Raw genomic sequence first — 24,633 nt, forward strand, 5'->3', positions numbered from 1 at the left:
GGCGGGGCCCCGTCCGGGTGCTGCGCCGCACCGGGAGCGGCCGTTGATCAGCAGTCTTAGTGATGACATGCTGAGACCATGACCTCCTCCGGATCCGAGAGCTCGTCCGCGCCCACCCGCCGCACCCGCCGCGGTGTGCTGTTCGACGTCGACGGCACCCTCATCGACTCCAGCTACCTGCACACCGTCGCCTGGTGGCACGCCTTCAACCAGGCCGGCCACGACGTGCCCATGCACCGCATCCACCGGCTCATCGGGATGGGCTCGGAGCAGCTGATCGACCAGCTGCTGCCCGCCGACCGGGACACGGACGAGGACGCCGCCATCGGGGCCGCCCACGGCGCGCTGTTCTCCGTGTACTGGGCCGGGCTCACGCCCACCCGCGGCGCGATGGAGCTGCTGCGCCGCTGCACCGACGCCGGTCTGGTGGTGGTGCTGGCGTCGTCGTCGAACGCCACCGAGGTCGCCGCCATGCGCGAGGCCCTGGGCTCCGACGACGTCCTCACCGCGGTGACGACCGCCACGGACGCCGAGCAGAGCAAGCCCGCCCCGGACATCTTCGCCGCGGCGCTCGAGGCCGGAGGCCTGCGCGCGGAGGACGCGATCGTGGTGGGCGACGCCCGCTGGGACGTCGAGTCCGCGTGGAAGCTGGGGCTGGACGCCGTGTGCCTGACCAGCGGCGGGATCAGCGAGAGCGAGCTGCGGGAGGCCGGGGCCGCCGCCGTCTACGCGGACCCGCAGGCCCTGCTCGAGGACTTCGAGAACAGCCCGCTGGGCCGGCTCGCCGCGGCCGGCTGAGCGCACGGCTCGGCGCCACCGCTCCGGCGGCGTCCGCGGCGGGCCCGGCAGCCGGTGCCCGGGGCAGGAAGCGGGCTGCACGGCCCGGCGGAGTGACCGCCACGCTGCCCACCGGTTCATGACGCCGGCTCCGCGGGGCCGAGCGGGACCCGCCCGTATCCTGTGGGCACCACCGGTTCCCCCGGGAGCCGCCGCAGGGCGAGGGGAGCAGGCATGACCGCCGACGAGAAACCGGTCCTCGTGTTCGACGTCAACGAGACGATGTCCGACATGAGCCCGCTGCAGGGCGTCTTCGAGGAGCTGGGGCTGCCGGGCCCGCTCGCGCAGACGTGGTTCGCCGGCGTGCTCCGGGAGGGCTTCGCACTGGCCGTGCACGGCGAGTCGCAGCCCTTCGCGGTCCTGGGGGACTCCGTGGCCCGCTCCCTGTTCGCGGCCCAGGCGCCGAACCGGGACGTGGAGGAGGCCGTGCGCCACGTCCGGGAGGGCATGCAGCGGCTGCCCGTCCACCCGGACATCCGGTCGGGGATCACGGCCCTCGCGGAGGCGGGGTTCCGGATCACGGCGCTGACCAACGGCTCGCAGGCCACCTCGGAGGGCCTGCTGGAGCGCGGCGGGGTGCGCCAGCACTTCGAGCACGTGCTCTCCGTGGACGACGCCCCGTGCTGGAAGCCCGCCCCGGAGGCCTACGCCTGGGCGGGAGGCATCTGGGGCCTTCCGCTGGAGCGCGCCCTGATGGTGGCGGCGAACGCCTGGGACCTGCACGGCGCGGCCCGGGCCGGGATGCGCACGGTGTGGGTGGACCGCGACGGTGCACCGTGGCCGGAGTACGCGCGCACCCCGGACCTCAGGGTGTCCGGGGTGCGCGAGCTCGCCGCGCGGCTGCGCGGCGACGTGGCCGGTCTCAGAGGCTGACGACCATCTTGCCGGTGTTCGCCCCGGCCAGCAGGTCGATGAACGCCTGGGGGGCGTCCTCGAGGCCCTCCCGCACGGTCTGGTCCCACGCGATCTCGCCGGACGCCAGCCAGCCGGCCATCTTCTCCCGGAACTCCGGGGCCATGTCCTGGTAGCCGCTGACGAGGAAGCCCTGCAGGGTCAGCATCTTGCCGATCGCCAGCGCCAGGTTGCGCGGCGCCGCCGGCGGCTCGGTGGCGTTGTACTGCGAGATCGCCCCGCACAGGCACACCCGGCCCCGGGTGTTCAGCACGGAGATCGCCGCCTCGAGGTGCTCGCCGCCCACGTTGTCGAAGTAGACGTCGACGCCCTCGGGCGCCGCCTGCCGCAGCTGGGGGAGCACCGGGCCGTCGTGGTAGTCGAAGGCGGCGTCGAAGCCGAGCTCCAGCAGGCGCCGGACCTTCTCCGGCGAACCCGCGCTGCCGATCACGCGGGCGGCGCCGCTGAGCCGGGCGATCTGCCCGACCAGCGAGCCCACGGCCCCGGCGGCGCCCGAGACGAACACCGTGTCCCCGGGCCGGAACCGGGCGGCGCCCATGAGGCCCGCGTACGCGGTGAGCCCGGGCATGCCCAGCACCCCCAGGTAGGCCGGCTCCGGAGCGAGCTCCGGGTCCACCGCGGTGGCGGCCGCGGCGTCCAGCAGCGCGTGCTCGCGCCACCCGGAACCGTGCAGCACCGTGGTGCCCACCGGCAGCTCCGGGGCGGCCGAGGCGACGACCTCGCCCACGGCGCCGCCGTCCAGCGGCTGGTCCACCTGGAACGGCGGGACGTAGGACTTCACGTCGTTCATCCGGCCGCGCATGTACGGGTCCACGGACATCCAGCGGTTGGCGACCAGGACCTGTCCGGGGCCCGGCTCGGGCAGGTCGGTCTCCTCGAGCCGGAAGTTCTCCGGGACGGGGGCGCCCTGCGGGCGGGAGGCCAGGACGACCTGGCGGGTGCGGGTGTGCTGCGTCATCGGTGCTCCGGATCGGTCGATCGGTAGGGGGCGGGGGTGCTCTCGGGCCGGGGGCTCAGTCCTCGACGACCTCGACGGCGACGTCGATGTTGCCCCGGGTGGCGTTGGAGTACGGGCAGACCTGGTGGGCCTTCTCAGCCAGGGCCCGGGCGGTGTCCTGGTCGAGGTCGGGCAGGACGACCTCCAGGGCGACCTGGAGGGCGAAGCCGCCCTGGCCGTCGCCGCCGATGCCCACGCGGGCCCCGACGCTGGACTCGCCCAGGTCGACCTTCTGCTGCCGGGCGACGAGCTGGAGGGCGGAGTGGAAGCACGCGGCGTAGCCGGCGGCGAAGAGCTGCTCCGGGTTCGTGCCGTCGCCGGAGCCGCCCATCTCCTGCGGGACGGCCAGTCCCAGGTCGATCCGGCCGTCGGTGGTGCGGGTGCGGCCGTTGCGGCCGGCGCCGGTGGCGAGGGCCTCGGCGGTGTAGACGGTCTGCATGGGTTTACTCCTCGGTGGGGTTCTCGGACGGGGTGGTCCCGGACGGGGTGGTCCCGGACGGGACGGCCCCAAGTGGGGTGGCGCCGGACGCCGTGGTCTCCGGCGCGGTGCCGGCCGGGGCGGTGCCGGAGGCGCCGATCCTGCGGGCGAGCCGGTGCAGGGTGGCCATCTCCTCCGGGGCAAGCCCGGAGGCGTCCAGGACGCGGCGCTGCACGTCCGGCGCGCGCTCGCGCAGCCGGTCGCCGGCCGCGGTGAGGTGCACGGTGACGCGCCGCTCGTCGGCGTGGCCGCGGCGGCGCTCCAGCAGCCCGCCGGTCTCCATCCGCTTCAGCAGCGGGGAGAGGGTCCCGCTGTCCAGGCGCAGCCGGGAGCCGAGCGCGGTGACGGTCTGCCCGTCCTCCTCCCACAGCGCCAGCAGCGCGAGGTACTGCGGATAGGTGAGGCCGAGCTCGGCCAGCGGCTCGCGGTAGGCCGCCGTCGTGGCCCGGGAGGCCGCGTAGAGCGCGAAGCACAGCTGCGCGTCGAGCCGGAGATCTGCATCCATGTCCTCATGGTTGCACGCAACTCAGTTGTGCACAACTTGATGGAAGGATCGGCTCAGCGGGTGGCCTCCTCGAGGTGCTCCAGCACGTGCCGGTAGGCGTGCCCGGTGGCCTCCGTCATGCCCTGCTCGCAGGTGCGGTTCAGGGACGCGTAGGCGTCGAAGCGGCGCTGGTTGACCTCCCGGGCCTCGGCCGCCGTCGCCGACGCCGTGAACTCCGGGTGCAGCATGCCGCGGTCCCCGGCGTAGGCGCAGCAGCCCCACGCCGCAGGCACCACCACGTCGTCGCTGATCGCGCGGGCGATCGTCTCGAAGGCCCCGGTGACGCCCAGGTGCACGCTCGAGCACGTGGGGTGCAGCGCCATGGAGCCCACGGGCCGGCTCACGCGCAGCCGCCCCAGGACCCGGTCGGCGACGAACTCGACCGAGTCCACGAAGCGCAGGGCGGAGTACGGGCTCGAGGCCGCGGCCAGCTCCGCCATGGTCTCCAGGCCCTCGGTGCAGGAGGCGGCGTCGCAGACCACCGGCATCTCCCCCTGCCGGGAGGCCTCCCAGAGGGCCGCGAGGGTGCGCTCGGACATCGTCGCGTACCCGGTGGGCAGGCCCTTCGACTTCCACGGCGTGCCGCAGCACAGGCTGCCGATGCCCTCCGGGACGGTGACGCGCACCCCCGCGCGGTCGCACAGCGCCAGGAGGGCCTGGGACGCGGTCAGGCCCTCGCCCTCCGGGGTGCCGAACATCGAGTTGATGCAGGCCGGGAAGAACACCGCCTCCGCGCCCGCGTCCCGCCGGCGCGGCCGGGCGGGACCGCCCGCGGGCAGCTCCTCCTTGTACTGCGGGACGTGCTCGCCGCCCAGGACGGCGCGGGCCAGCGTCGTGGCGGCCCGGGGCAGCGCCGGGGGCAGCCTGTCCGCGACGCTGAGCCCCAGCCCGGCGCCCGTCGTCGTCGCCCCCCAGGCCGTGGCCGCGGCGCCCCAGCCCGCGTCCGCGACCCTGCTGTGGTTCTCGGCGCGCAGCCGTCGCACGAGGTCCCCCGTGTTGATCAGCACCGGGCACGCGGTCACGCACATCCCGTCCACGGCGCACGTCTGCAGACCCTCGTAGTCGTACTCGGTGCGCAGTCGGGCGGCGAGCTCGGCGTCCCCGCGCTCCTCGGCGGCCGCGATCTCCCGCCGGCCCACGATGCGCTGGCGCGGGGTGAGGGTGATGTCCTTGGACGGGCACACCGGTTCGCAGTAGCCGCACTCCACGCACCGGTCCACCTCCTGCTCGACCGGGGGCGCGGTCTTGAGGTCGCGCACGTACACCGTGGGGTCCTCGTTGAGGAGCACCCCCGGGTTGAGCAGCCCGTCGGGGTCCACCAGCCGCTTGAGCTGCACCATCACGTCGTAGAGCTCGTCCCCGTACTGCCGGCGCACGAACGGGGCCATGTTGCGCCCGGTCCCGTGCTCGGCCTTGAGGGACCCGCGGTGGTCGAGGACCAGGTCGACCATGTCCTGGGTGAAGCGCTCGTAGCGGGCCAGCAGGTCGGGGCGGTCGAACTGCTCGTTGAGCATGAAGTGGACGTTGCCGTCCTTGGCGTGGCCGAAGATCACCGAGTCGCGGTAGCCGTGGGCGTCGAAGAGCGCGGTCAGCTGCTCGCACGTCTCGCCCAGCTCCGGGACGGGCACGACGACGTCCTCCAGCAGCGCGTTGGACCCGCTCGGCCGGTTGCCCGCCACGGTGGTGTAGAGGCCCTTGCGCACCGTCCACAGCGCGGCCCGGGCCGTGCGGTCGTCGGTCAGGGCGGCCGGCGCCGCCAGGTCGAGGGAGCGGAACAGCACGGCGGCCGCGGCGGAGAGCTCGCGCTCCTCCTCGAGCGTGGCGCCCTGGTACTCCACGAGCAGCGCCGCGTGCTCGTCGACGTCGACGTCCATGATCTGCGCCGGCGCCAGGCCGGTGCGCTGGGAGACCTTCAGGGAGGTCGCGTCCAGCAGCTCCACCGTGGCCGAGCGCGCCTCCACCAGAGCCGGGACCGTGCGGGTGGCCGAGGCCAGGTCCGGGAACACCAGCAGCCCGGTGGAGGCGAACGGGAGGATCGGCACCGTGCGGAAGACCGCCTGGGCCACGAAGCCCAAGGTGCCCTCGCTGCCGATCAGCAGGTGCTCCAGGATCCGGACCGGTTCGTCGTGGTCCAGGAAGGAGTTGAGGCCGTAGCCCATGGTGTTCTTCATCGAGAACTGCTGCTCGATCGTGCGCACCGACGCCGGGTTGCCCCGCACCCGGTCGCGCAGCCGCAGCAGCCCCTCGTGCAGCGCCGGCTCCAGCTCCCGCAGCCGCCGGTCCGCGTCCGGGGCGGCGGTGTCCACGGTGGTGCCCGAGGGCAGCACCACCACCATGGACTCGAGCGTCCGGTACGTGTTGGTCTCCGTCCCGCACGCCATCCCGGAGGAGTTGTTCGCCACCACGCCGCCCACCGTGCAGGCCGCCTCGCTCGCCGGGTCCGGGCCCAGCTTGTGCCCGGACGGGGCCAGCCGGGCGTTGACCTGGCGCACCGTGGCCCCGGGCTGCACCCGCACGCGCCGCCCGTCGTCCAGCACCTCGACGTCCCGGAAGTTGCGGCGCACGTCCACGAGCACCTGGTCCGTGACGGACTGCCCGGACAGGGACGTGCCGCCGGAGCGGAAGGTCAGCCCGAGCCCGTGCCGGGCGACCGCGCGGAAGAGGTTGCCCATGTCCCCGGCCGAGCGCGGGCGGACCACCGCGGCCGGCTGCAGCAGGTAGTGGGAGGCGTCGTGGGCGAGCGCCCGGTGCTCGAGCTCCGAGTCCACCACCGCGTCGCGGCCGCACCAGGTCCGGAGGTCCTCCCGCAGTGCCTCGGCGGCGGGGGAGCGGTGTGCGGCGACGGTCATGGGAGGTCCTCCGGGAGGTCGGGGCGGCCGGTGTGGTGCGTGCCACATCCCATGGTAGGACCACACGGGCCGGGGCGGGAGGGCGTCCGCCTCCGGCCGTCGCATCCCGCGCGGGGAGTTGTGGGCGGCGTCGTTTTGCGGGAAGCTCGCCCCACGGGCTGCCGGGCCCGCGACCCGACCCTGGAGGAGACGACCATGGACCCCATCTGCCCGTCCTGCGGCGGACCCCTGCGCCAGATCCCCGAGGACCAGTGGCCCGAGGGCGGCCCGGTGCCCCAGGGCACCGAGGAGATGTACCTGTGCGACAGGACCAACCACCGGATCATCGTGGCGGTGCCCGAGATCTCCGGATGAGCACCCCGGATCCACCGGCCCGCCGCGTCGTGGTGGTGCACGGCTACGACGCCGCCCCCGATCAGCACTGGTTCCCGTGGCTGCGCGCCGCGCTCGCCGCCGACGGCGTGCACACCGTGCTCGTGGCGCTGCCGGATCCCTCCGCCCCCGAGCCCGGGCCGTGGCAGGACGCCGTGGCGCGGGCGGTGGGGGAGCCCGACGAGCGCACCCACCTGGTCGGCCACAGCCTGGGGTGCGTCACGATCCTGCGCCACCTCGCCGGTCTGCCGCGGCCCTGGACGCTCGGGGGGCTCGTGCTCGTGGCCGGCTTCACGGGACCGCTGGAGAGCGAGCCGTCCCTCGACGCGTTCCTGGCCGAGGACGTGGACGTCGCCGCGGTGCGCGAGGACGCCCGGCGCCGGCTGGTGATCCGCTCCGACGACGACCCGACCGTGCCGGCCGCCGCCAGCGACGCGCTCGCGGCGCGGCTGGACGCCGCGGTCCGGGTGGTGCCCGGGGCCGGGCACTTCCGGGGCGCCGACGGGATCACGCGCCTGCCCGCCGTGCTGGACGCGCTCGGGCCGCGCTGACCCGGGGCGCCGGGCCGGGACGCCCGGTGACCGGGCGCGGCCCGGCTCCGCCGTCCAGCGGGAGGGCTAGTCGGTGAGCGTCAGCAGCACGGCCTCCGGCGGGCAGAACAGCCGGATGGGCGCGAAGCGCGACGTCCCCAGGCCCGCCGAGACGTTGACCGGCACGCCGCCCTGGGTGATCAGCCCCTTGCAGCGCTCGGGTTCGAGGTCGCAGTTGCTCACCAGGGCCCGCCCGCCCGGCAGGCAGACCTGCCCGCCGTGGGTGTGGCCCGCCAGCACCAGGTCCGCGCCGTCGTCGGCGAAGCGGTCCAGGGTCCGCAGATAGGGGGCGTGGGCCACCCCGAGGCGCAGGTCCGCCGTCCCGGGCTCCGGGAAGCCGGGGTGCCGGTCGTAGCCCAGGTGCGGGTCGTCCACCCCGGACAGGTCCAGGGTCAGCCCGGCGACCTCCATCCGGGCGGCGCGGTTGATCAGGGGCGTCCAGCCGGCGGCGTCGAAGGCCTCGTGCATGGCGCGGGTGGGGAGCCGGGTCACCTCCTCCCGCGACTCCGCGGACGTGTCCCGCCACAGGTAGCGCACCGGGTTCTTCGGCTGCGGGGCGAAGTAGCAGTTGGAGCCGGGGACGTAGGCCCCGGGGAAGCGGAGGAGCGGGTCCAGGATCTCCAGCAGCCACGGCAGCGCCCCGGGGTGGGAGAGGTTGTCCCCGGTGTCCACCACGAGGTCCGGCTCCAGGGCGGCCAGCGAGTGCACGAAGTCCCGCACCGTCTCCTGGCCGGGCCAGACGTGCAGGTCGGACAGGTGCAGGATGCGCAGGGGCGCACTGCCCTCGGGCAGCAGCCGGAGCCGTTCGGTGCGCAGCTGGAAGCGGCGGCGCTCGACGACGACGCCCCACGCCCCGAGGCCCGCCGCCGCGGCGGCACCGGCCCCCGCGACGGCGGCGGCCGCGCGCAGGACCGGAGCGGCGGGGTGCCGCGCGGTGTTCGCGGTGCTCATCCGGTCCCCGGGGTCAGCCCGGCCGCGAGGTGCCGTTGCGCCCCTCGAGCACCTTCTCGGAGGGCTCCTCGAACTTGTCGGTGTCGTAGTCCCGGGCCACCTCGCGCATGAACTGCTGCCACTGGCCGCCGGCGTAGGTGGAGCCGTCCACCCAGTCGTCGCCGGTGGTGCGGTCCCCGCCGATGTTCAGCCCGTTCAGGGAGCGGGAGCCGAACTCGTAGTTGCCGACCCACGACGCGGTGGCGAGGCCCTTGGTGTAGCCCACCATCCACGTCTGGGTGGAGTTGTCCGTGGTGCCGGTCTTGGCCGCGGAGGCGCCCGGCAGACCGATCTCCCGCTGCCAGCCGGAACCGCGGATCAGGGTCTGGTTCAGGGCGTAGTTCACGCCGTCGGCGACGTCCTCGCTGATCACCTGCTCGCACGAGGTCTCGGGGATCTCGTACTCCCGGCCCGTGTAGTCGACGACCTTCTCCAGGGCGCGCGGCTCGCACAGCTCGCCACGGTTGGCGAACGCCGCGTAGGCCCGGGCCATGGTCATCGGGGAGATGTCCACGGAGCCGCCCAGCAGGGAGGACAGCACCGTGGTGTCCACGGGCTTGCCCTCCTTGCCGTCGTGGATGCCCAGGGCGTCGGAGATCTCGCCGATGTGGCACAGATCGAGGTCCTCGGCCATCGCGTAGATCGCGGTGTTGATGGAGTTGTACAGGCCGAAGTCGGCCTCCATCTGCCGGGTGTAGCCGGGCTCCGCGTTCTGGATCTCGAAGCCCTCGCCGTTGTTGCCGGGCTCGATCTTGTAGCCGCTGTCCAGGCACGTGGCCTTCCAGCGGTGGTCGGCGGGCCACCGGGTCTGGGTGGCGTCGAGCTGGTCCTCCGCGCCGTTGCCGGCGTCGATCCACGTGGCGTACGTCAGCGGCTTGTAGGTCGAGCCGACCTGGAAGCCCCCGGCCCCGCCCATCGAGCGGTCCACGTTGAAGTTGTACGTGGTGTTGGAGCTGCCCTCCTCGGCGGAGTAGAACGTGTTCTGCGCCATCGCCACGATGTCGCCGTTGGAGGGCTCGAGCGACACGAGGGCGGTGGAGACGTTGTCCGGGTTGTCGTCCGGCGGCTGCGTCTCGTTGACCGCCTCCTGGGCGGCCCGCTGGGCCTCGATGTCGAGGGTGGTCGTGATGGTGAGCCCCCCGAGTTGCAGCGTCTTGAGCCGCTCCTCGGGGGTCTCGCCGAACGCCGAGTCCTGCAGGATGACGTTCTGGACGTAGTCGCAGAAGTAGGGGGCGGTCTCCGCGGCCGTGCACCCGGAGTTCGTGGGGTGCAGGTCCAGCTGGATCGGCTCGGCGGCCGCGGCCGCGTGCTCCTCCTGGGTGATGGCCCCGGTGGTCAGCATCGTGTCGAGCACGATGTTGCGCCGCTCGGTGGCCGCCTCGGGGTTCGCCGCGGGGTCGTAGTAGTTGGGGGACTGGACCATCCCGGCCAGCACCGCGGCCTGGGAGATGCTCAGCTCGGCGGCCGGGATGCCCCAGTAGTACTGCGCGGCGGCCTCCACGCCGTAGTTCTGACCGCCGAAGAGCACCATGTTCAGGTAGCCCTCCAGGATCTGGTCCTTGCTCAGCTCCTGCTCCATGGAGAGGGAGAGCTTGATCTCCTTGATCTTGTCCGCGTAGCCCTTGTCGGCGCCGATGGTGGTGGTCTCCTCGCCGGCGCGGACCTGGGAGTCGATGATCAGGTTGTTCACGTACTGCTGCGTGATGGTCGAGGCGCCCTGGCGCGCGTCGGGGCGGATGATGTTGTTGCCCAGCGCGCGGATGATGCCGCCGAGGTCCACGCCGCCGTGCTCGTAGAAGTCCCGGTCCTCGATCGCCAGGATCGCGGCCTCCATGTGCGGGGAGATCTCGTCCAGGGCGACGGGGGTGCGGTTCTGCGCGTAGAACGACGCGATCTCGGTCCCGTCGCGGGTCACGACCGTGGAGGCGCGGGACATCGGTCCCGCCTGCATCTGCGCCGGGAGGTCCTTGAACCACGCGATCGAGGCGTTGGCGGCGAGGCCCGTGGCCGCTGCGGGGGGGACCAGGAGACCGGCGGCCACGATGCCGGCGACGATGCTCGTGGCGATGAACGCCACGACGTTGCCGAGGGCCGACGGTGCCTGCGCGGCAGAGTTCTTGCGGGAAGCCATTGGGACAGTCTACAAGCGCGAACCGGTCCGGAGCCGGTGTGCGGGCCGTCACGGCGGAGCGCGTCCCGCCGTTCGTGGCTACGCTGGGCCCATGACTACCTGGGAATACGCCACCGTGCCGCTCATGATCCACGCGACCAAGCAGATCCTCGACAACTGGGGCGACGACGGGTGGGAGCTCGTCACCGTCCTGCCGGGATCCACGCCGGCCGACGTCCCGGCGGGCAACATGAACGCCCCGGTCCAGACCAACCCCATCGCCTACTTCAAGCGCCCCAAGGCCTGAGGCCCGGGCGCAGCAACCGAGATCTCCGGAGGACTCCATGAGCAACGATTCCGTCGTCGACGCCCGCATCGCCGAGCTCGGCCTCGAGCTGCCGGCCGTCGCGGCCCCCGTGGCCGCCTACGTGCCCGCCGTGGTCACCGGCTCCTGGGTGCACACCTCAGGACAGCTGCCGTTCGTGGACGGCGAGCTGCCCGCGACCGGCAAGGTCTCCGCGTCCGGGGCCGCGGGCACCGTGTCCCCGGACGAGGCGCAGCAGCTCGCGGCCCGCGCCGCACTCAACGCGGTGGCCGCCGTCAAGGAGGCGGTGGGCGACCTGGACCGGGTCGTGCGCATCGTCAAGGTGGTGGGCTTCGTCGCCTCGGACCCGGGCTTCACCGGGCAGCCCGGGGTGGTCAACGGTGCCTCCGAGCTGCTGGGCAGCATCTTCGGGGAGGCGGGGGTGCACGCCCGCTCCGCGGTGGGCGTCGCGGTCCTGCCGCTCGACTCACCGGTCGAGGTCGAGGTCGTTGCCGAGTTCCGCTGATCCGCCGATCCGCTCCCTCCGGACGGACCGGCTCCCGCCGGTGCGGTACTTCGAGGTCCCCGAGCGCCAGCGCAAGGCCGCCGAGGCCTGGCTGGAGCGCGGTGCCGGCATCCCGGGCAGCACCCCCACCCCGGCGTCCGCGGTGGTGTTCGTCCGGGACGGGGAGCGCGGCGTCGAGACCTATCTGACCTACCGGCCCGGCAACTCGCCGCTGGGCACCGTGGGCTTCCCCGGCGGCCCCGTGGAGGCCCACGACGACGAGCCCCTGGACTGGGCCGGTCCCACGCCCACGCAGTGGGCGCGCCGGCTCGGCATGGGCGGCGACGTCGGACGCTCCCGCCGCGCCGTGGTCGCCGCGGCGCGCCAGGCGTTCGAGGAGGCCGGGGTGCTGCTGGCGGGGTCGGAGCCGATGAGCACGGTGGAGTCCGTGGAGGGGGCGGAGTGGATGCGCTCCCGCGAGGCGCTCGCCCTCGGGGACGTGTCCCTGGCCCAGGTGCTCGGACGCCGCCGGCTCGTGCTGCGCTCGGACCTGCTGCGGCCTCTGGCGCACTGGGTCACCTCCGACTTCGCCCACCGCCGCTACGACATCCACTACTTCACCGCGGTGGTCCCCGACGGGCAGAGCCCCACCCTGCTGGAGTCCACGGGCGTCTGGGGCCGGTGGGTGGAGGCCGCCCAGGCCGTGGCCGAGCCCGGGGGCAGCTGGCTCGGGGACCTGGTGGGCCAGGAGGACACCGTGGGCCGCTCGGTGGGCGACCTGTCCTCGCCCGGGGTCCAGTGCGTCCTCGAGTCGATCGCCGAGTGCTCCTCGGCCATCGCCTTCCTGGCCCGGAACCGGGCCGTCGTGACCCGCAACCCGGTGCTGGAGGTGCGCGACGGCCGCCCCGTGCTGCGCCTCGACTGGTCCTGAGGCCCGTCCGGCACCGGACACGGCGACGGCCCGGTCACCTCGCGGGTGACCGGGCCGTCGTGCCGTTGCCGCACGGGTTCAGCGGCTGCGCTGCTTCAGCCGCTGCAGGTCCAGGATCACCACGGCGCGGGCCTCCAGCCGGATCCAGCCGCGCTGGACGAACTCGGCCAGGGCCTTGTTGACGGTCTCGCGGGAGGCGCCGACGAGCTGGGCCAGCTCCTCCTGCGTCAGCTCGTGCGCCACGAGGATGCCGTCCGTGGCGGGCCGGCCGAAGCGGTCGGCCAGGTCCAGGAGGGCCTTGGCCACGCGGCCGGGCACGTCGGAGAAGACGAGGTCGGCGAGGCTCTCGTTGGTGCGCCGCAACCGGCGGGCCAGGGCCTGGAGCAGCTGCGCGGACACGTCCGGGGAGCGCTCGATGACCTTCTTGAGGTTCTCGTGCTTGAGCCCGGCCAGGCGGGTCTCGGACACGGCCGTCGCGGACGTGGAGCGCGGGCTCGGGTCGAACAGCGCCATCTCGCCGAACAGCTCGCCCGGGCCCATGATCGCCACGAGGCTCTCGCGGCCGTCCGGGGCGGTCCGCCCGAGCTTGATCTTGCCCGAGATGATGAAGTAGAGCTGGTCGCCCGGATCGCCCTCGTGGAACAGCGTGGAGCCGCGCGAGAGGTCGACCTCGGTGAGCTCCTCGGTGAGCGCGGCGAACGCCTGGTCGTCCAGGGACGCGAACAGGGGAGCTCGGCGGAGGACGTCGATATCCATGGTTCTCCTCAGAGTTACGCCGCCGCGTGCCGTGGCCCGCGGCGGCCGATGTCGGCGGGTGCCGCCCGCACCTGTGTGTGAGCGACCTAACGTACCTGACGTTCACTGTAGTGTCTCCGGCGCGCGATTCCCAAGGAGGGGCGTGGCGGGCCGGGGCGCGGCGGCGGGAACGCTGCACGAATCTCACAGCCGGGCTCCCTATGCTGGGGGCTCGCTCCCGGGCCCGGTCCCACAGAACACGCAGAGGAACCCGATGTCTTCGTCCTTCAACCTGCTCGACGTCCTGCTGGTCGTGGTGCTGCTGGGCTACCTCTTCTACGGGTTCAGCCGCGGCTTCTTCAACTCCCTGTTCTCCCTCGCCGGCCTCGTGCTGGGCGGCGTGGCGGCGTTCACCGCCGCCCCGTGGGTCAGCGCGCAGGTGGACTCCCAGTACCGGGTGGGCGCCGTGCTGGCCACGGTGCTCGTGCTGCTGGTCGCGGGCCAGATGCTCGGCGGGATGCTCGGCCGCGCCCTGTCCGCGGTGACCGAGCGGATGCGCCTCGGGCTGCTGAACCGGATCGCCGGGGCGGTGCTGGACGTCGCCGTGGCCGCGCTGGTGCTCTCGCTGCTCGCCTCGCTCGTGGGCCAGCTCGGCATCCCGTCCGTGTCCCAGCAGGTGGCCTCCTCCACGGTGCTGCGCACCATCGACGAGCGGACCCCCGCACCGGTCCGCGAGGTGGTGACCGAGGCCCGGGACGCCGTGGGCGGGGCCACCGGGATCCGCCAGCTCGACGCCCTGCTGTTCCCGGCGCAGGAGGCCCCCGACGAGGGCGTGGACACGCCGGCCCTCGAGGAGGCCGGGCGCTCCGTGGTGAAGGTCTACGGGACCGCGGAGGAGTGCCGGCAGAACCAGGCCGGCTCCGGCTTCGCGACCACCGCCGGGCAGGTGGTGACCAACGCCCACGTGGTCGCCGGGGTCGACGAGCCCGTGGTGCAGACCCGGAACGGCCAGGTGCACCGCGCCGCGGTCGTCCACTACGACCCGGGCACGGACCTCGCCGTGCTCTCGGCGCCGAGTCTGCAGGTCCCGGGCCTGGCGCTGGGGGAGGACCCCGCCGCGGGGGACCTCGTCGCGTTCATGGGCTACCCCCTGGGCGGGCCCTTCGCCGTGGGGCCCGCCACCGTCCAGGGCTCCGCGCTGGCCCCGGTGCAGGGCGGCGGGGCCGCCCCGGCCACCATGGAGATCATCCAGCTGGCCGGGGCGGTCCGGCAGGGCAACTCGGGCGGGCCGCTGGTGGCCCAGGACGGGACGGTGGTCGGGGTGGTCTTCGCCAAGGCCCTCGAGGACGAGGTGGGCTACGCGCTCACCCTGGGCGAGCTGCGCGGCGCCCTGGACCAGGCCGCGGGCAGGACCCAGCCGCTCGTGCCGGGCACGTGCGCGGCCTGAGCCGTTAGCCCTCCAGCGTGCGCAGCAGGTGCTCGACGGCCAGCTCGTAGCCGAAGGCGCCCGCCCCGGCGATGACCGCGTCCGCCTGCAGGGACACGTAGGACGTGTGCCGGAACGGCTCGCGCCGGTGCACGTTGGACAGGTGCACCTCGACCACGGGCAGCTCGGCGGCCTCGAGCGCGTCGTGGATGGCGATCGAGGAGTGGGTGAACGCCGCGGGGTTGATCACGATCGCCGCCGCCGCGGTCCGGGCCTCCTGGATCCGGTCCACGAGGACGCCCTCGTGGTTGGACTGGTGGAACACCACGTCCCACCCGCCGGCCGCGGCCCGGGCGCGCACGGCCTCCTCGATGTCCGCGAGGGTCGTGGTGCCGTACACCTCCGGGCGCCGGGTGCCGAGCAGGTTGAGGTTGGGGCCGTTGAGGACGTAGATCGGTCTGCGCGAGGCGGTCATGGCCGCATCCTCTCATTCCGGGGCCGGCCCCGGGCGCGGCAGCGCCCCCTCGCGCGGCGGGGGCGAGGGGGCGCTGCCGTGCCGGCTCGTGCCGGGCTACTTGCCGAGCGAGTCCACGATCTGCTGCATGACCGTCTGGTCCGCGAGCGTCGAGACGTCGCCGACCTCCCGGTTCTCCGCGACGTCCTTGAGCAGGCGGCGCATGATCTTCCCGGAGCGGGTCTTCGGCAGCTCGGGCACGATGAGGACCTTCTTCGGCTTGGCGATCGGGGAGATCTCCTTGCCCACGTGCGCGCGCATCTCCTCGGCCAGCTCCGCCTTGTCCCGGCCCTCGGCGTCGGCCTGGTCCGAGAGGATGACGAAGGCGATCACGGCCTGTCCGGTGGTCTCGTCGGTGGCGCCCACGACCGCGGCCTCCGCGACCGAGGGGTGGGAGACGAGGGCGGACTCGATCTCGGGGGTGGAGAGGCGGTGCCCGGAGACGTTCATCACGTCGTCCACCCGGCCCAGGATCCAGACGTCCCCGTCGGCGTCGCGCTTGGCGCCGTCGCCGGCGAAGTACATCTCGCCGAACCGGGACCAGTAGGTGTCCACGTAGCGGTCGTCGTCGCCCCAGATGGTGCGCAGCATCGACGGCCACGGCTCCCGGAGCACGAGGAAGCCCGAGGTCCCGTTGGGGACGGGCTGCCCGGTGTCGTCCACGACGTCCACCTTGATGCCGGGCATCGGGACCTGCGCCGAGCCCGGCTTGGCGACGGTCACGCCGGGCAGCTGGGAGATCATGATCGCGCCGGTCTCGGTCTGCCACCAGGTGTCCACGATCGGGCAGCGCCCCCCGCCGATGACCCGGTGGAACCAGGTCCAGGCCTCCGGGTTGATGGCCTCGCCCACGGTGCCCAGCACGCGCAGGGACGAGAGGTCGTACTCGGCGGGGATCTCCTCGCCCCACTTCATCATGGTGCGGATCGCGGTGGGGGAGGTGTACATGATGGTCACGCCGTACTTCTGCACGATCTCCCAGAACCGGCCGCGGTGCGGGGAGTCCGGGGTGCCCTCGTAGATCACCTGGGTGGAGCCGTTGACCAGGGGCGCGTAGGCGACGTAGGAGTGACCGGTCACCCAGCCGACGTCGGCGGTGCACCAGTAGACGTCGGTCTCCGGCTTGAGGTCGAACACGTTCTTGTGCGTGAACGCGCCCTGCGTGAGGTACCCGCCGGTCGTGTGCATGATGCCCTTGGGCTTGCCGGTGGTGCCGGAGGTGTAGAGGATGAACAGCGGGTCCTCGGCGCCCTGCTCGGACGGGGTGTGCTCCGCGGAGGCGGACTCCACCGCGTCGTGCCACCACACGTCCCGGCCCTCGGTCATCTCGACGTCCGACTCGTTGCGCCGCACCACGAGGACGTGCTCGACGGAGGAGCCGCCGCGGGAGAGGGCGTCGTCGACCGCGGGCTTGAGCATGGAGGGCTTGCCGCGGCGGAAGGTCCCGTCCGCCGTGACCACGAGCTTCGCCTGGCCGTCCTCGACGCGCGAGAGCAGGGCGTCCGCGGAGAAGCCGCCGAAGACCACGGAGTGGATCGCGCCGATGCGCGCGCAGGCCAGCATCGCGATGACCGCCTCGGCGATCATCGGCAGGTACAGGGCCACGCGGTCGCCCTTGGTCACGCCCAGGCTCTCCATGGCGTTGGCGGCCCGGGAGACCTCGTCCTTGAGCTGGGCGTAGGTGTAGCTGCGGCTGTCGCCGGGCTCGCCCTCGAAGTGGATGGCGACCCGCTCCCCGTTGCCGGCCTCGACGTGGCGGTCCACGGCGTTGTAGCAGGCGTTGAGGGTGCCGTCCTGGAACCACTTGGCGAACGGGGGGTTGGACCAGTCGAGGACCTCGGTGAACTCCTTGTTCCAGGTCAGCAGCTCGCGCGCCTGACGGGCCCAGAACTCGACCCCCTCGGCCTCGGCCTGGTCGTAGAGCTCGGCGCCGGCGTTGGCCTGGGCCGCGAAGTCAGTGCTGGGGGCAAAGGTCTGGATCTCGGCAGGAGTGGAGTCCGAAGCCATGTGGTCTTCCCTTCTCGTCGCGCACGGTGCACGGGCGCCCGGCGGCACCGGGCACCCGTGTCACAGCTCACACAGTGTCCATGTCACCCTAGACGATCGCCCCACCCGGTTCCACAGCCACCCCGCCGTGCGGGGTCACGGAGCCCGGGTCCTCGCCCGGCCTAGAATCGGGGGATGGCCCCACCCCCTGTGCCCCGCCCTCCCGCCCACCTGCGCCTCGTGGACCCCGCCAAGGCGCGGGCCGGTGCCGCCCGGCGCCGCCGCACGGGCACACCGGAGTCGCCGCTGGGGCTCAAGCGCAGGGCCCGGCGCATCAACGCGGTCCTCGCCGGGGCCTACCCCTACGCGGTCGCCGAGCTGGACTTCCGCTCGCCCTACGAGCTGCTCGTCGCCACGGTGCTCTCGGCCCAGACCACGGACGTGCGCGTGAACGCGACCACCCCGTCCCTGTTCGCCGCCTACCCGACGCCGCGGGCGCTCGCGGAGGCGGACGAGGCCGAGGTCCAGCAGATCGTCCGGCCGCTCGGCTTCTACCGGGCCAAGACCCGCTCGATCCAGAACCTGGCGCAGAAGCTCGTGGACGACCACGACGGCGAGGTGCCCGGCCGGCTGGAGGACCTCGTCACCCTGCCCGGCGTGGGCCGCAAGACCGCCAACGTGGTCCTCGGCAACGCCTTCGGGGTCCCCGGGATCACGGTGGACACCCACTTCGGGCGGCTCGCCCGCCGCTTCGGCTGGACGGGCGAGGAGGACCCGGTCAAGGTCGAGCGGGACGTCGCGGCGCTGTTCGAGCCGCGGGACTGGACCGACCTGTCGCAGCGGCTCGTCTACCACGGGCGGCGCATCTGCCACTCGCAGCGCCCGGCGTGCGGGGCGTGCCCCGTCGCGGACCTGTGCCCCTCCTACGGGACCGGGCCCACGGGGACGGCCGAGGCGGCGGCGCTGCTCAAGTACGAGTTCGCCCCCGGGCGCGAGGAGCTGCTCGAGGCGTACCTGGCGGGCCGCACCCGGGCGCAGCTGCGCGCCGACGGCTGGACGCTGAGCCCGTGATCGGGGCGGACGGGGGCGGGCCGGGCACGGGCGACGCCTACCAGGACCTGCTGCGGGTGGCCCGCGGCGGCCACCGCCTGCGGATGGAGGACCGCGAGCCGTGGCGGATCGGGCGCATCGACGAGAACTACCGGCGCTCGGCGGTGCTCATCCTCTTCGGCGCGCTCGACGACCTGCCCTCCCGCCGCGCCGAGCCCGCGCACGGGGTGGGCCGGGACCTCGACGTCCTGCTCGTCCAGCGCGCCGCGACCCTGCGCTCCCACCCGGGCCAGGTCGCCTTCCCCGGCGGCCGCCTGGACCCCGAGGACGGGGACCCGCACGAACTGGTCACCCTGCCCGGGGGGCAGGTCAGCGCCGCGCACGTGCGCGCCGCGCTGCGCGAGGCCGAGGAGGAGACCGGGCTCGACCAGGCGGGCGTGGAGGTGCTCGGGGCCCTCGCCCCGGTGCCCCTGCCCGTCTCCAACCACCTCGTCACCCCCGTGCTGGGCTGGTGGCAGGACGTCTCGCCCGTGGACGTCGTGGACCACGCCGAGTCCTCGCTCGTGTTCCGCGTCCCGGTCCTGGACCTCGTCGACCCGGCCAACCGGCACTACGCGACCGTGACCCGCGGCCGGCAGACCTACCGCTCGCCCGCCTTCACGGTCACCGTGGCCGGCACGGCGTCCACGGTGACCGTCTGGGGGTTCACCGGCGTGCTCCTGGACCGGGTGCTCACCGCCCTCGGCTGGGCCGTGCCCTGGGACACCGGCCGGCTCCTGCCCGCACCGCTGTAGCACGACCCGGGGGACCGCGCTCCTGCCGGCGCAACATTGCCGGAGCAGGGGCGGGCGACCTTACGATGCCAGGGTCCCCCGTGTCCACGACCCCCCGAGGAGGCTCCCGGTGGCCTCGACCCGCCCCGGCACCGACCGGCCACGGCTCGCCGAGCAGCTCAGCGCCGCCCGCCGGGAGCGCGGCCTGTCCGTGCGCGCGCTCGCGGCCGCCTGCCGCCTGCCCGCCAGCACCATCCAGGGCTGGCTCAGCGGGGCCCATCTGCCCGGCCCGGCCCTGCGCGAGGAGTTCACCGCCCTCCTGGACGCCCTCGGGCTGACCGAGGACCGGCCGGCGGAGCTGTGGTGGCAGGACGTCAACCGCTCCCGCACGCCGGCCCAGCCGGCCACCACCCCGTACGTGGGCCTGCGCTCGTACCGGCCCGAGGACGAGGCGCACTTCTTCGGCCGCGACGCGGAGGTCGCCGAGCTGGGGGAGCGGGTCGCGCGGCTGGCCGGCGCCGACGGGCCCCGCATCCTCGCGGTCGTGGCGGCCTCGGGCGCGGGCAAGTCCTCCCTGCTGGGCGCCGGCCTGCTCGGCCGGCTGCGCGCGGAGGGCGGGCCGCTGCACGGCTGGAGCGCGCTGGCCACCACCCCGGGCCTGGATCCCGGGCGCCGCCTCGACGACGCCGTCGAGGCGGACCCGGACCTGCTCGTCGTCGACCAGCTCGAGGAGCTCTGGACCGGTTCCCGGGACGCCGGGCAGCACGGGCGGTTCCTGGACCGGCTCGCCGCGGCGAGCCGGGACCGGGTGGTCGTGGTGGGGCTGCGGGCGGACTTCTTCGGCCCCGCGAGCAGCCACGCCGAGCTGCGCGCCGCCCTCGAGCACCCCGTGCTGCTCGGGGCCCTGACCCGCGAGCAGCTGCAGCGGATCGTCGTCGGGCCCGCCGAGGCGGTCGGCGCCCGCGTCTCCCCGGACCTGGTCGAGGTGATCCTGCGGGACGTCGCCCCCCGGGGCACGGAGATCGGGGTGGGGCTGCTGCCGCTGCTCTCCCAGGCGCTGCTCGGCACGTGGGAGCACGCCCGCACCCGGGAGCTGACCGTGACCGACTACCACGCGGCGGGCGGCATCACGGAGGCCGTGGACCGCCGGGCCGAGGAGGTCTACGCGGACCTGGACCCCGGCGAGCAGGACCTCGCCCGGGCGCTCTTCCTGCGCCTGGTCCGCGTGGTCGGCACCGGGTCCTCCGCCACGGTGGTGCGCACGCCGATGCCGCGCGAGGAGCTGCCGGAGGGCGGCTCCTCCGTGGTCGAGCACTTCGCCCGCGCCCGCCTGCTGACCGTCGACCGGGACGAGGTCCAGCTCAGCCACGAGTCCCTGCTGGACCACTGGTCCCGGCTCAGCCGCTGGATCGAGGACAGCCGGCGCGACCTCTACGTCCGCCAGCAGCTGCAGCGCGCCACCCAGATGTGGCTGGCCAACGACCGTGACCCTCTCGCGCTCATCCCGCTGGGCCAGCTGGCCTCCTTCCGGGACTGGACCGGCGACCCGCGGCAGCAGGCCCTGCTGAGCCCGGCCGAGCGCGAGTACCTGGAGGAGAGCGAGCGGCACTACGACGACGCCCTGGAGCGGCAGAAGCGCAGCGCCCGGGAGATCGAGCGGCGCGGTCACGTGGCGCTCGTCCTGCTGGCCCTGGCGGTCTGCGCGGCCCTGGTCGCGGGCGTCCTGGGGATCCGGGCGGAGCACTTCCAGGCCGACGCGGAGACGGCCCGCGACGAGGCCCTCTCCCGCCAGACGGCGCTGGAGGCCTCCCGGATCCGGGGGGAGTCGCCCAACCTCGCCGCGCAGCTCAGCCTGGCGGCCTACCGGATGGCGCCGACCCGGGAGGGCACCTCCGCCCTGATCGACGCCACCGCGGTGAGCTCCCCCGAGCGGTGGATCGGCCCGGACGGCGCGTCCCGGCTCGCGGCGCTGGACGACGGCTCGGTGGTGGCGCGCGCCGCCGGGGACGGCCGGCTGTCCGTGTGGCACGACTTCCGGAGCCTGGTCGAGGACCGGGAGGACGTCCTGGTCGTCGAGAACGCCGACGAGGAGCGCGGCCTGGCCGACGTCGACCTCGTCGAGCGGGACGGCAGGGTCCTCGCGGCGACCGCCGGGAAGGGCCACGTCAGCCTGTGGGACGTCACGGACTCGCCCGCGCAGCAGCTCGCCGAGCTCCAGGTGGACCCCGGGACCCCGTTCAACGCGGTGGCGTTCGCGCCCGGCGGGCGGCAGCTGCTGGCCGGCGGGAGGGGTGAGGTGCTGCGCTGGTCGCTCGAGGACGCGGGCTCACCGGACGCGCTGCCGCGGCTGCCCCTGGGCGAGGACGCCGACGTCCTGGCCGTCGCCGCGGCCGCCGACGGCACCGTCTACGCCGGCGGGAGCTCCGCGGGCATCACCCGGTACGCCACCGGCGGCGGGCGCACCGAGCGCCTCGACACGGTCCCCACCAGCCGCATCGTCCGGTCCCTCGCCCTCGACGACGACGGCGCGCGCCTGGCCGTGGGGCTCAGCGCGCGCGAGCTGCGGCTGTACGACGTGGCGGGCGACCGGCTGGCCGAGGCCGGGACCGTCACGGACTTCGGCAGCTGGGTCAGCGACGTCAGCTTCTCCCCGGACGGCGAGCAGGTCGTGGCCGCGAGCTACGACCAGAACGCCTACGTGCACCGGCTGCCCGGCCTCGAGCGCGTCGAGGTCCTCCCCACCGCCGCGCGGGTGACGGGGGCGCTGAGGGTGGGCGAGCGGGTGGTCACCACCTCGCAGGACGGCACCACCCGCTCGTGGGACCTGGAGGGCCCGGTGATCCACCGCCGCGGCGACCCGGTGTACCAGCTCTCCACCGACCGCGGGGCCACGGTGCTCAGCGCCGTGGGCATCGGCGGGGGCGTCGTCTCCCTCTTCGACCTCACGGAGGAGTCCCCCGTCCCGCTGCCGTCCCCGCAGGCCCCGCCCGGGGAGAAGCTCTGGTACGCCGGAGCCGTGGCACCCGACGCCTCGTTCGTGGCCGGCGGCACCGAGGCCGGGGACCTCCTCGTCTGGCCGCTCGAGGACGGGCGCCCGCAGGAGCCGGAACAGGCCCCGGCCCTGGACGTCGGGGTCACGGGTGCCGACGTCTCGGCGGACGGCAGCACGGTCGCGGCGTGGTCCGAGGTCGGCACCGAGATCGCCCTCCTGCGCCGGGACACCGGGGGAGCGGTCCGGCGCGTGGCCACGCTGCCCGTGGGCGGGACGGAGGCGGCGCGGTTCAACGCCTCCGGGACGGTGTTCGCGGCGGCGGACGACGCCGGGCACGTGCAGCTCTGGGACGTCACCGACCCGGCCGCGCCCCGGCGGACCGCGGAGCTCACCCTCGACTCGGTCGCCACCTCCGCGGTGTTCTCCCCGGTGGACGACGTCCTGGCCGTGGGCACCGAGGGCGGCCGGGTGCGCCTCTGGGACGTCGCGGACCCGTCCGCCCCCCGTCCCCTGGGCGAGACCTCGGACGCCCTGTCCTCGGTCAAGGGGCTGCAGTTCTCCCCGGACGGCGCCCGGCTGGCGGGTGCCTCCGGCGACAAGTTCGTGTGGATCTGGGACGTGGGCGCCGCGGACCTGAAGGTCTACGCGGCCCTGTCCGCCTCGGGGGCCCGGATGAACGACGTGCGCTTCGTCGGCGAGCAGCTGGTCGCCACCGGGGACGACGGCATGGTGCGCAGCTGGCTGGTGGAGACCGAGGACGCCGTCGAGGCCGTGTGCGCGGGCCGCGGGGACCGGATCACCGAGGACGAGTGGCGCCGGCACGTGACCGGGGCGCCCTACCGGGAGCTGTGCTGAGGGCGCCCGCTCACTTGGCGTCCGCGTAGGACTCCACCACGGCCACGCTGACGGGGAACTCCACCGGGATCCGTCCGAACACCATGGACCCCGCCTGCTCGGCGCACCCGCGGACCAGCTCGGCGGCGCGCCCGGCGTCGTCCTGCGCGCAGTGCAGGACGATCTCGTCGTGCAGGAAGAACACGAGCTCGGCGTCGACCCCCTCCCGCACGAGGGCGGAGCGGATCGCGCCCATCCAGCACATCGCCCACTCGGCCGCGGTGCCCTGGACCACGAAGTTGCGGGTGAACCGGCCCTGGCCGCGGGCCATCGCCCCGGCGCGCCGCTCGGCCTCCGCGGTGCCGGTGTCGCGCTGGGCCGCGTCCCAGTCCGGTCCCGGCCGGGGCGACCAGCGGCCCAGGTGGGTGCACACCTGCCCGCCGGTCTCGCCGACCCGGGCCGCCCGCTCCACGTAGTCCACGGCCCGGGGGAACATCCGGGCCAGGTGCGGCATGAGCCGGCCCGACTGCCCGGTGGTCGCCCCGTACATCGCCCCGAGCATGGCCACCTTCGCCTGCGGGCGCTCGGTCAGCTCCGAGTCGCGTTCCTCGCCGAGGTCCGCGATGGACTGGTAGAGGTCGCGGCCGCGGGAGGCCGCGGCCAGGGCGTCGTCGTGGGCCAGGGCCGCCAGGACGCGCGGCTCCAGCTGGGCCGCGTCGGCGACGACGAGCACGCGGCCCGGATCCGCCCGCACGGCGTCGCGCACGACGTGCGGGATCTGCAGGGCGCCCCCGCCGCGGGCGGCCCACCGGCCCGTGACCACGCCGCCCACCACGTACTCCGGGCGGAAGCGGCCGTCCCGCACCCAGGTGTCCAGCCAGTGCCACCCGTTGGCGCTGAGCAGCCGGGCCTGCTTCTTGTGCTCCAGGACGGGCTCGATCAGCGCCTGGCGCCCGCCGGCCAGCGCGGGCACGGCCCGGGCCCACTCGACGAGCTCCCACTGCCGGGTGCTGGTCACGTCGATCCCGGCCGTGCGCATGGCCTTGAGCAGCTCCTGCGGGGAGTCCGGGTTCAGCCCGGGAGCGTGCAGCACCTCCCGCAGCCGCCGGACGGTCGCCTCCATCCGCTCGGGGCGCTCCCCGGGCGGCGGCTCCGGCCCGAGGGCCTCCTCGAGCAGGGCCCGGTGGACGTCCTCCCGCCACGGCACCCCGGCGTGCTGCATCTCGGCGGCGATCAGCGCCCCCTGGGACTCCGCGGCCAGCAGCAGGGCCAGCCGGCGGGGGTCGGCCGCGCCCGCCACGGCCGCGAGCTGGGCCCGCAGCTCCCCGACCAGGTCGTCCACCCCCGGCCCGGCGGCGCGCGGCAGCTCGAACAGGCTCGACTGGCCCCGGGCGGGCCGCGGGGGCGGCAGCAGCCCGGGGGCCTCGTCAGCGGGCAGGGGCGCCAGCACGGGCACGTAGGGCAGCGGGCCGTCGGCCCCGGACCCGTGCGCGGTCGCGGCGGTGGCGAGGACGGCCTGGCACAGGCGCAGGTCGTGGCACCGCTCGACGCGCACACCGGCGGCCAGCAGCTCGGGGGCGACCGCTCCGGTGCGCTCCCAGGTCCAGCGCGGTGGGGTGCTCCCGCTCCGGCGGGTCTCCTCCTCGCGCTCGGCCACGAACCCGGCCAGCTCCCCGGCGGGCACGTCCTCGACGGCGCCGGCCGTTCCGCCGGTCACGACCACGGCACGGTGCCCGCCCCGTTCCTCCTCCGCTGCTCCCACCACGATGTGCATCTGGCCATTGTCCTGCACGGGTCCGTCACCGTAGGCCGGTGCCCGGACTGCACACGCGGCCGCGATCCTCCGGGCCCGGGACCCCGTCCACATCCCGCGCCGGCCCGGCCCGGGCACCGGCGCCCCGCCC

21 protein-coding genes are annotated in these 24,633 nt (G+C 74.5%); 11 read left to right on the top strand and 10 right to left on the bottom strand.

From position 1 onward, the window contains the following. Window positions 1-78 precede the first annotated feature (78 nt). Window positions 79-798: an HAD family hydrolase gene (locus RE027_RS06530; protein ID WP_368807443.1), complete on the top strand. Its 720-nt coding sequence runs from the start codon at window positions 79-81 to the stop codon at window positions 796-798. Window positions 799-1,011: 213 nt separating this feature from the next. Beyond that, window positions 1,012-1,710: a haloacid dehalogenase type II gene (locus RE027_RS06535; protein WP_368807444.1), complete on the top strand. Its 699-nt coding sequence runs from the start codon at window positions 1,012-1,014 to the stop codon at window positions 1,708-1,710. Here the strand turns inward: RE027_RS06535 and RE027_RS06540 are convergent. Genes RE027_RS06540 through RE027_RS06555 form a run of 4 tightly spaced genes read right to left on the bottom strand, consistent with a single transcriptional unit; the run spans window position 1,700 to window position 6,617 of the window. Then, window positions 1,700-2,707, bottom strand: a complete 1,008-nt coding sequence (locus RE027_RS06540) for an NADP-dependent oxidoreductase (RefSeq protein WP_368807445.1) — start codon at window positions 2,705-2,707, stop codon at window positions 1,700-1,702. The two genes, RE027_RS06535 and RE027_RS06540, sit on opposite strands and share 11 nt — an antisense overlap. 55 nt (window positions 2,708-2,762) lie before the next feature. Beyond that, window positions 2,763-3,185: an organic hydroperoxide resistance protein gene (locus RE027_RS06545; protein ID WP_368807446.1), complete on the bottom strand. Its 423-nt coding sequence runs from the start codon at window positions 3,183-3,185 to the stop codon at window positions 2,763-2,765. 4 nt (window positions 3,186-3,189) lie between these two features. Next, the gene (locus tag RE027_RS06550; protein WP_368807447.1) at window positions 3,190-3,729 is read right to left on the bottom strand and encodes a MarR family winged helix-turn-helix transcriptional regulator; all 540 of its coding nucleotides are present in this window, start codon (window positions 3,727-3,729) and stop codon (window positions 3,190-3,192) included. A 53-nt stretch (window positions 3,730-3,782) separates the two neighbouring features. Next, entirely contained in the window at window positions 3,783-6,617 is a 2,835-nt protein-coding gene (locus RE027_RS06555; protein WP_368807448.1) for an FAD-binding and (Fe-S)-binding domain-containing protein, read from the bottom strand. A gap of 195 nt (window positions 6,618-6,812) precedes the next feature. Between RE027_RS06555 and RE027_RS06560 the strand changes: the two genes are divergently transcribed. Next, the gene (locus RE027_RS06560) at window positions 6,813-6,971 is read left to right on the top strand and encodes a hypothetical protein (RefSeq protein WP_368807449.1); all 159 of its coding nucleotides are present in this window, start codon (window positions 6,813-6,815) and stop codon (window positions 6,969-6,971) included. Then, on the top strand, window positions 6,968-7,540 hold the full coding sequence (locus tag RE027_RS06565; RefSeq protein WP_368807450.1) for an RBBP9/YdeN family alpha/beta hydrolase: 573 nt from the start codon (window positions 6,968-6,970) through the stop codon (window positions 7,538-7,540). The genes RE027_RS06560 and RE027_RS06565 overlap by 4 nt, the downstream gene beginning before the upstream one ends. Window positions 7,541-7,606: 66 nt before the next feature. Here RE027_RS06565 and RE027_RS06570 read toward each other — a convergent pair whose 3' ends face one another. Then, window positions 7,607-8,530, bottom strand: a complete 924-nt coding sequence (locus RE027_RS06570; protein WP_368807451.1) for a metallophosphoesterase — start codon at window positions 8,528-8,530, stop codon at window positions 7,607-7,609. A 13-nt stretch (window positions 8,531-8,543) separates the two neighbouring features. Further along, window positions 8,544-10,700 (bottom strand): transglycosylase domain-containing protein, encoded by a 2,157-nt coding sequence (locus RE027_RS06575; RefSeq protein WP_368807452.1) that lies wholly within the window; start codon window positions 10,698-10,700, stop codon window positions 8,544-8,546. Window positions 10,701-10,791: 91 nt separating this feature from the next. Between RE027_RS06575 and RE027_RS06580 the strand changes: the two genes are divergently transcribed. Genes RE027_RS06580 through RE027_RS06590 form a run of 3 tightly spaced genes read left to right on the top strand, consistent with a single transcriptional unit; the run spans window position 10,792 to window position 12,419 of the window. Continuing rightward, complete coding sequence (locus tag RE027_RS06580) at window positions 10,792-10,986, top strand: DUF4177 domain-containing protein (RefSeq protein ID WP_368807453.1); 195 nt, start codon at window positions 10,792-10,794, stop codon at window positions 10,984-10,986. A gap of 37 nt (window positions 10,987-11,023) precedes the next feature. Next, a complete protein-coding gene (locus tag RE027_RS06585; RefSeq protein WP_368807454.1) occupies window positions 11,024-11,509 on the top strand; it encodes a RidA family protein in 486 nt (161 codons plus the stop codon). Continuing rightward, window positions 11,493-12,419 (top strand): NUDIX hydrolase, encoded by a 927-nt coding sequence (locus tag RE027_RS06590; protein ID WP_368807455.1) that lies wholly within the window; start codon window positions 11,493-11,495, stop codon window positions 12,417-12,419. Before RE027_RS06585 ends, RE027_RS06590 begins: the two co-directional genes overlap by 17 nt. Window positions 12,420-12,497: 78 nt before the next feature. Here RE027_RS06590 and RE027_RS06595 read toward each other — a convergent pair whose 3' ends face one another. Beyond that, the gene (locus RE027_RS06595; protein WP_017832519.1) at window positions 12,498-13,175 is read right to left on the bottom strand and encodes a Crp/Fnr family transcriptional regulator; all 678 of its coding nucleotides are present in this window, start codon (window positions 13,173-13,175) and stop codon (window positions 12,498-12,500) included. Between the two features lie 253 nt (window positions 13,176-13,428). Here RE027_RS06595 and RE027_RS06600 point away from each other — a divergent pair, with 253 nt between their 5' ends. Further along, window positions 13,429-14,601 (top strand): MarP family serine protease, encoded by a 1,173-nt coding sequence (locus RE027_RS06600; protein WP_368807456.1) that lies wholly within the window; start codon window positions 13,429-13,431, stop codon window positions 14,599-14,601. Window positions 14,602-14,605: 4 nt separating this feature from the next. Here the strand turns inward: RE027_RS06600 and aroQ are convergent, their stop codons facing one another. Together aroQ and acs are read right to left on the bottom strand one after the other, a co-directional pair. Further along, window positions 14,606-15,055, bottom strand: coding sequence for a type II 3-dehydroquinate dehydratase (gene aroQ, locus RE027_RS06605; protein WP_368807457.1), 450 nt, complete (start codon window positions 15,053-15,055; stop codon window positions 14,606-14,608). 96 nt (window positions 15,056-15,151) lie between these two features. Next, on the bottom strand, window positions 15,152-17,101 hold the full coding sequence (gene acs, locus RE027_RS06610; protein ID WP_368807458.1) for an acetate--CoA ligase: 1,950 nt from the start codon (window positions 17,099-17,101) through the stop codon (window positions 15,152-15,154). A 174-nt stretch (window positions 17,102-17,275) separates the two neighbouring features. On the opposite strand from acs, the gene nth reads away from it, so the two are divergent. The 3 genes from nth (at window position 17,276) to RE027_RS06625 (ending at window position 22,750) form a co-directional block, all read left to right on the top strand. Next, a complete protein-coding gene (gene nth / locus RE027_RS06615; protein WP_368807459.1) occupies window positions 17,276-18,151 on the top strand; it encodes an endonuclease III in 876 nt (291 codons plus the stop codon). 83 nt (window positions 18,152-18,234) lie between these two features. Then, window positions 18,235-18,924, top strand: a complete 690-nt coding sequence (locus RE027_RS06620; protein ID WP_368807505.1) for an NUDIX hydrolase — start codon at window positions 18,235-18,237, stop codon at window positions 18,922-18,924. Window positions 18,925-19,033: 109 nt separating this feature from the next. Further along, entirely contained in the window at window positions 19,034-22,750 is a 3,717-nt protein-coding gene (locus RE027_RS06625; RefSeq protein ID WP_368807460.1) for an nSTAND1 domain-containing NTPase, read from the top strand. A gap of 10 nt (window positions 22,751-22,760) precedes the next feature. Here RE027_RS06625 and RE027_RS06630 read toward each other — a convergent pair whose 3' ends face one another. Further along, entirely contained in the window at window positions 22,761-24,503 is a 1,743-nt protein-coding gene (locus RE027_RS06630) for a bifunctional 3'-5' exonuclease/DNA polymerase (protein ID WP_368807461.1), read from the bottom strand. Between the last annotated feature and the right edge of the window lie 130 nt (window positions 24,504-24,633).

The sequence above is a fragment of the Kocuria sabuli genome (genome assembly GCF_040981185.1).
GTDB lineage: Bacteria > Actinomycetota > Actinomycetes > Actinomycetales > Micrococcaceae > Kocuria > Kocuria sabuli.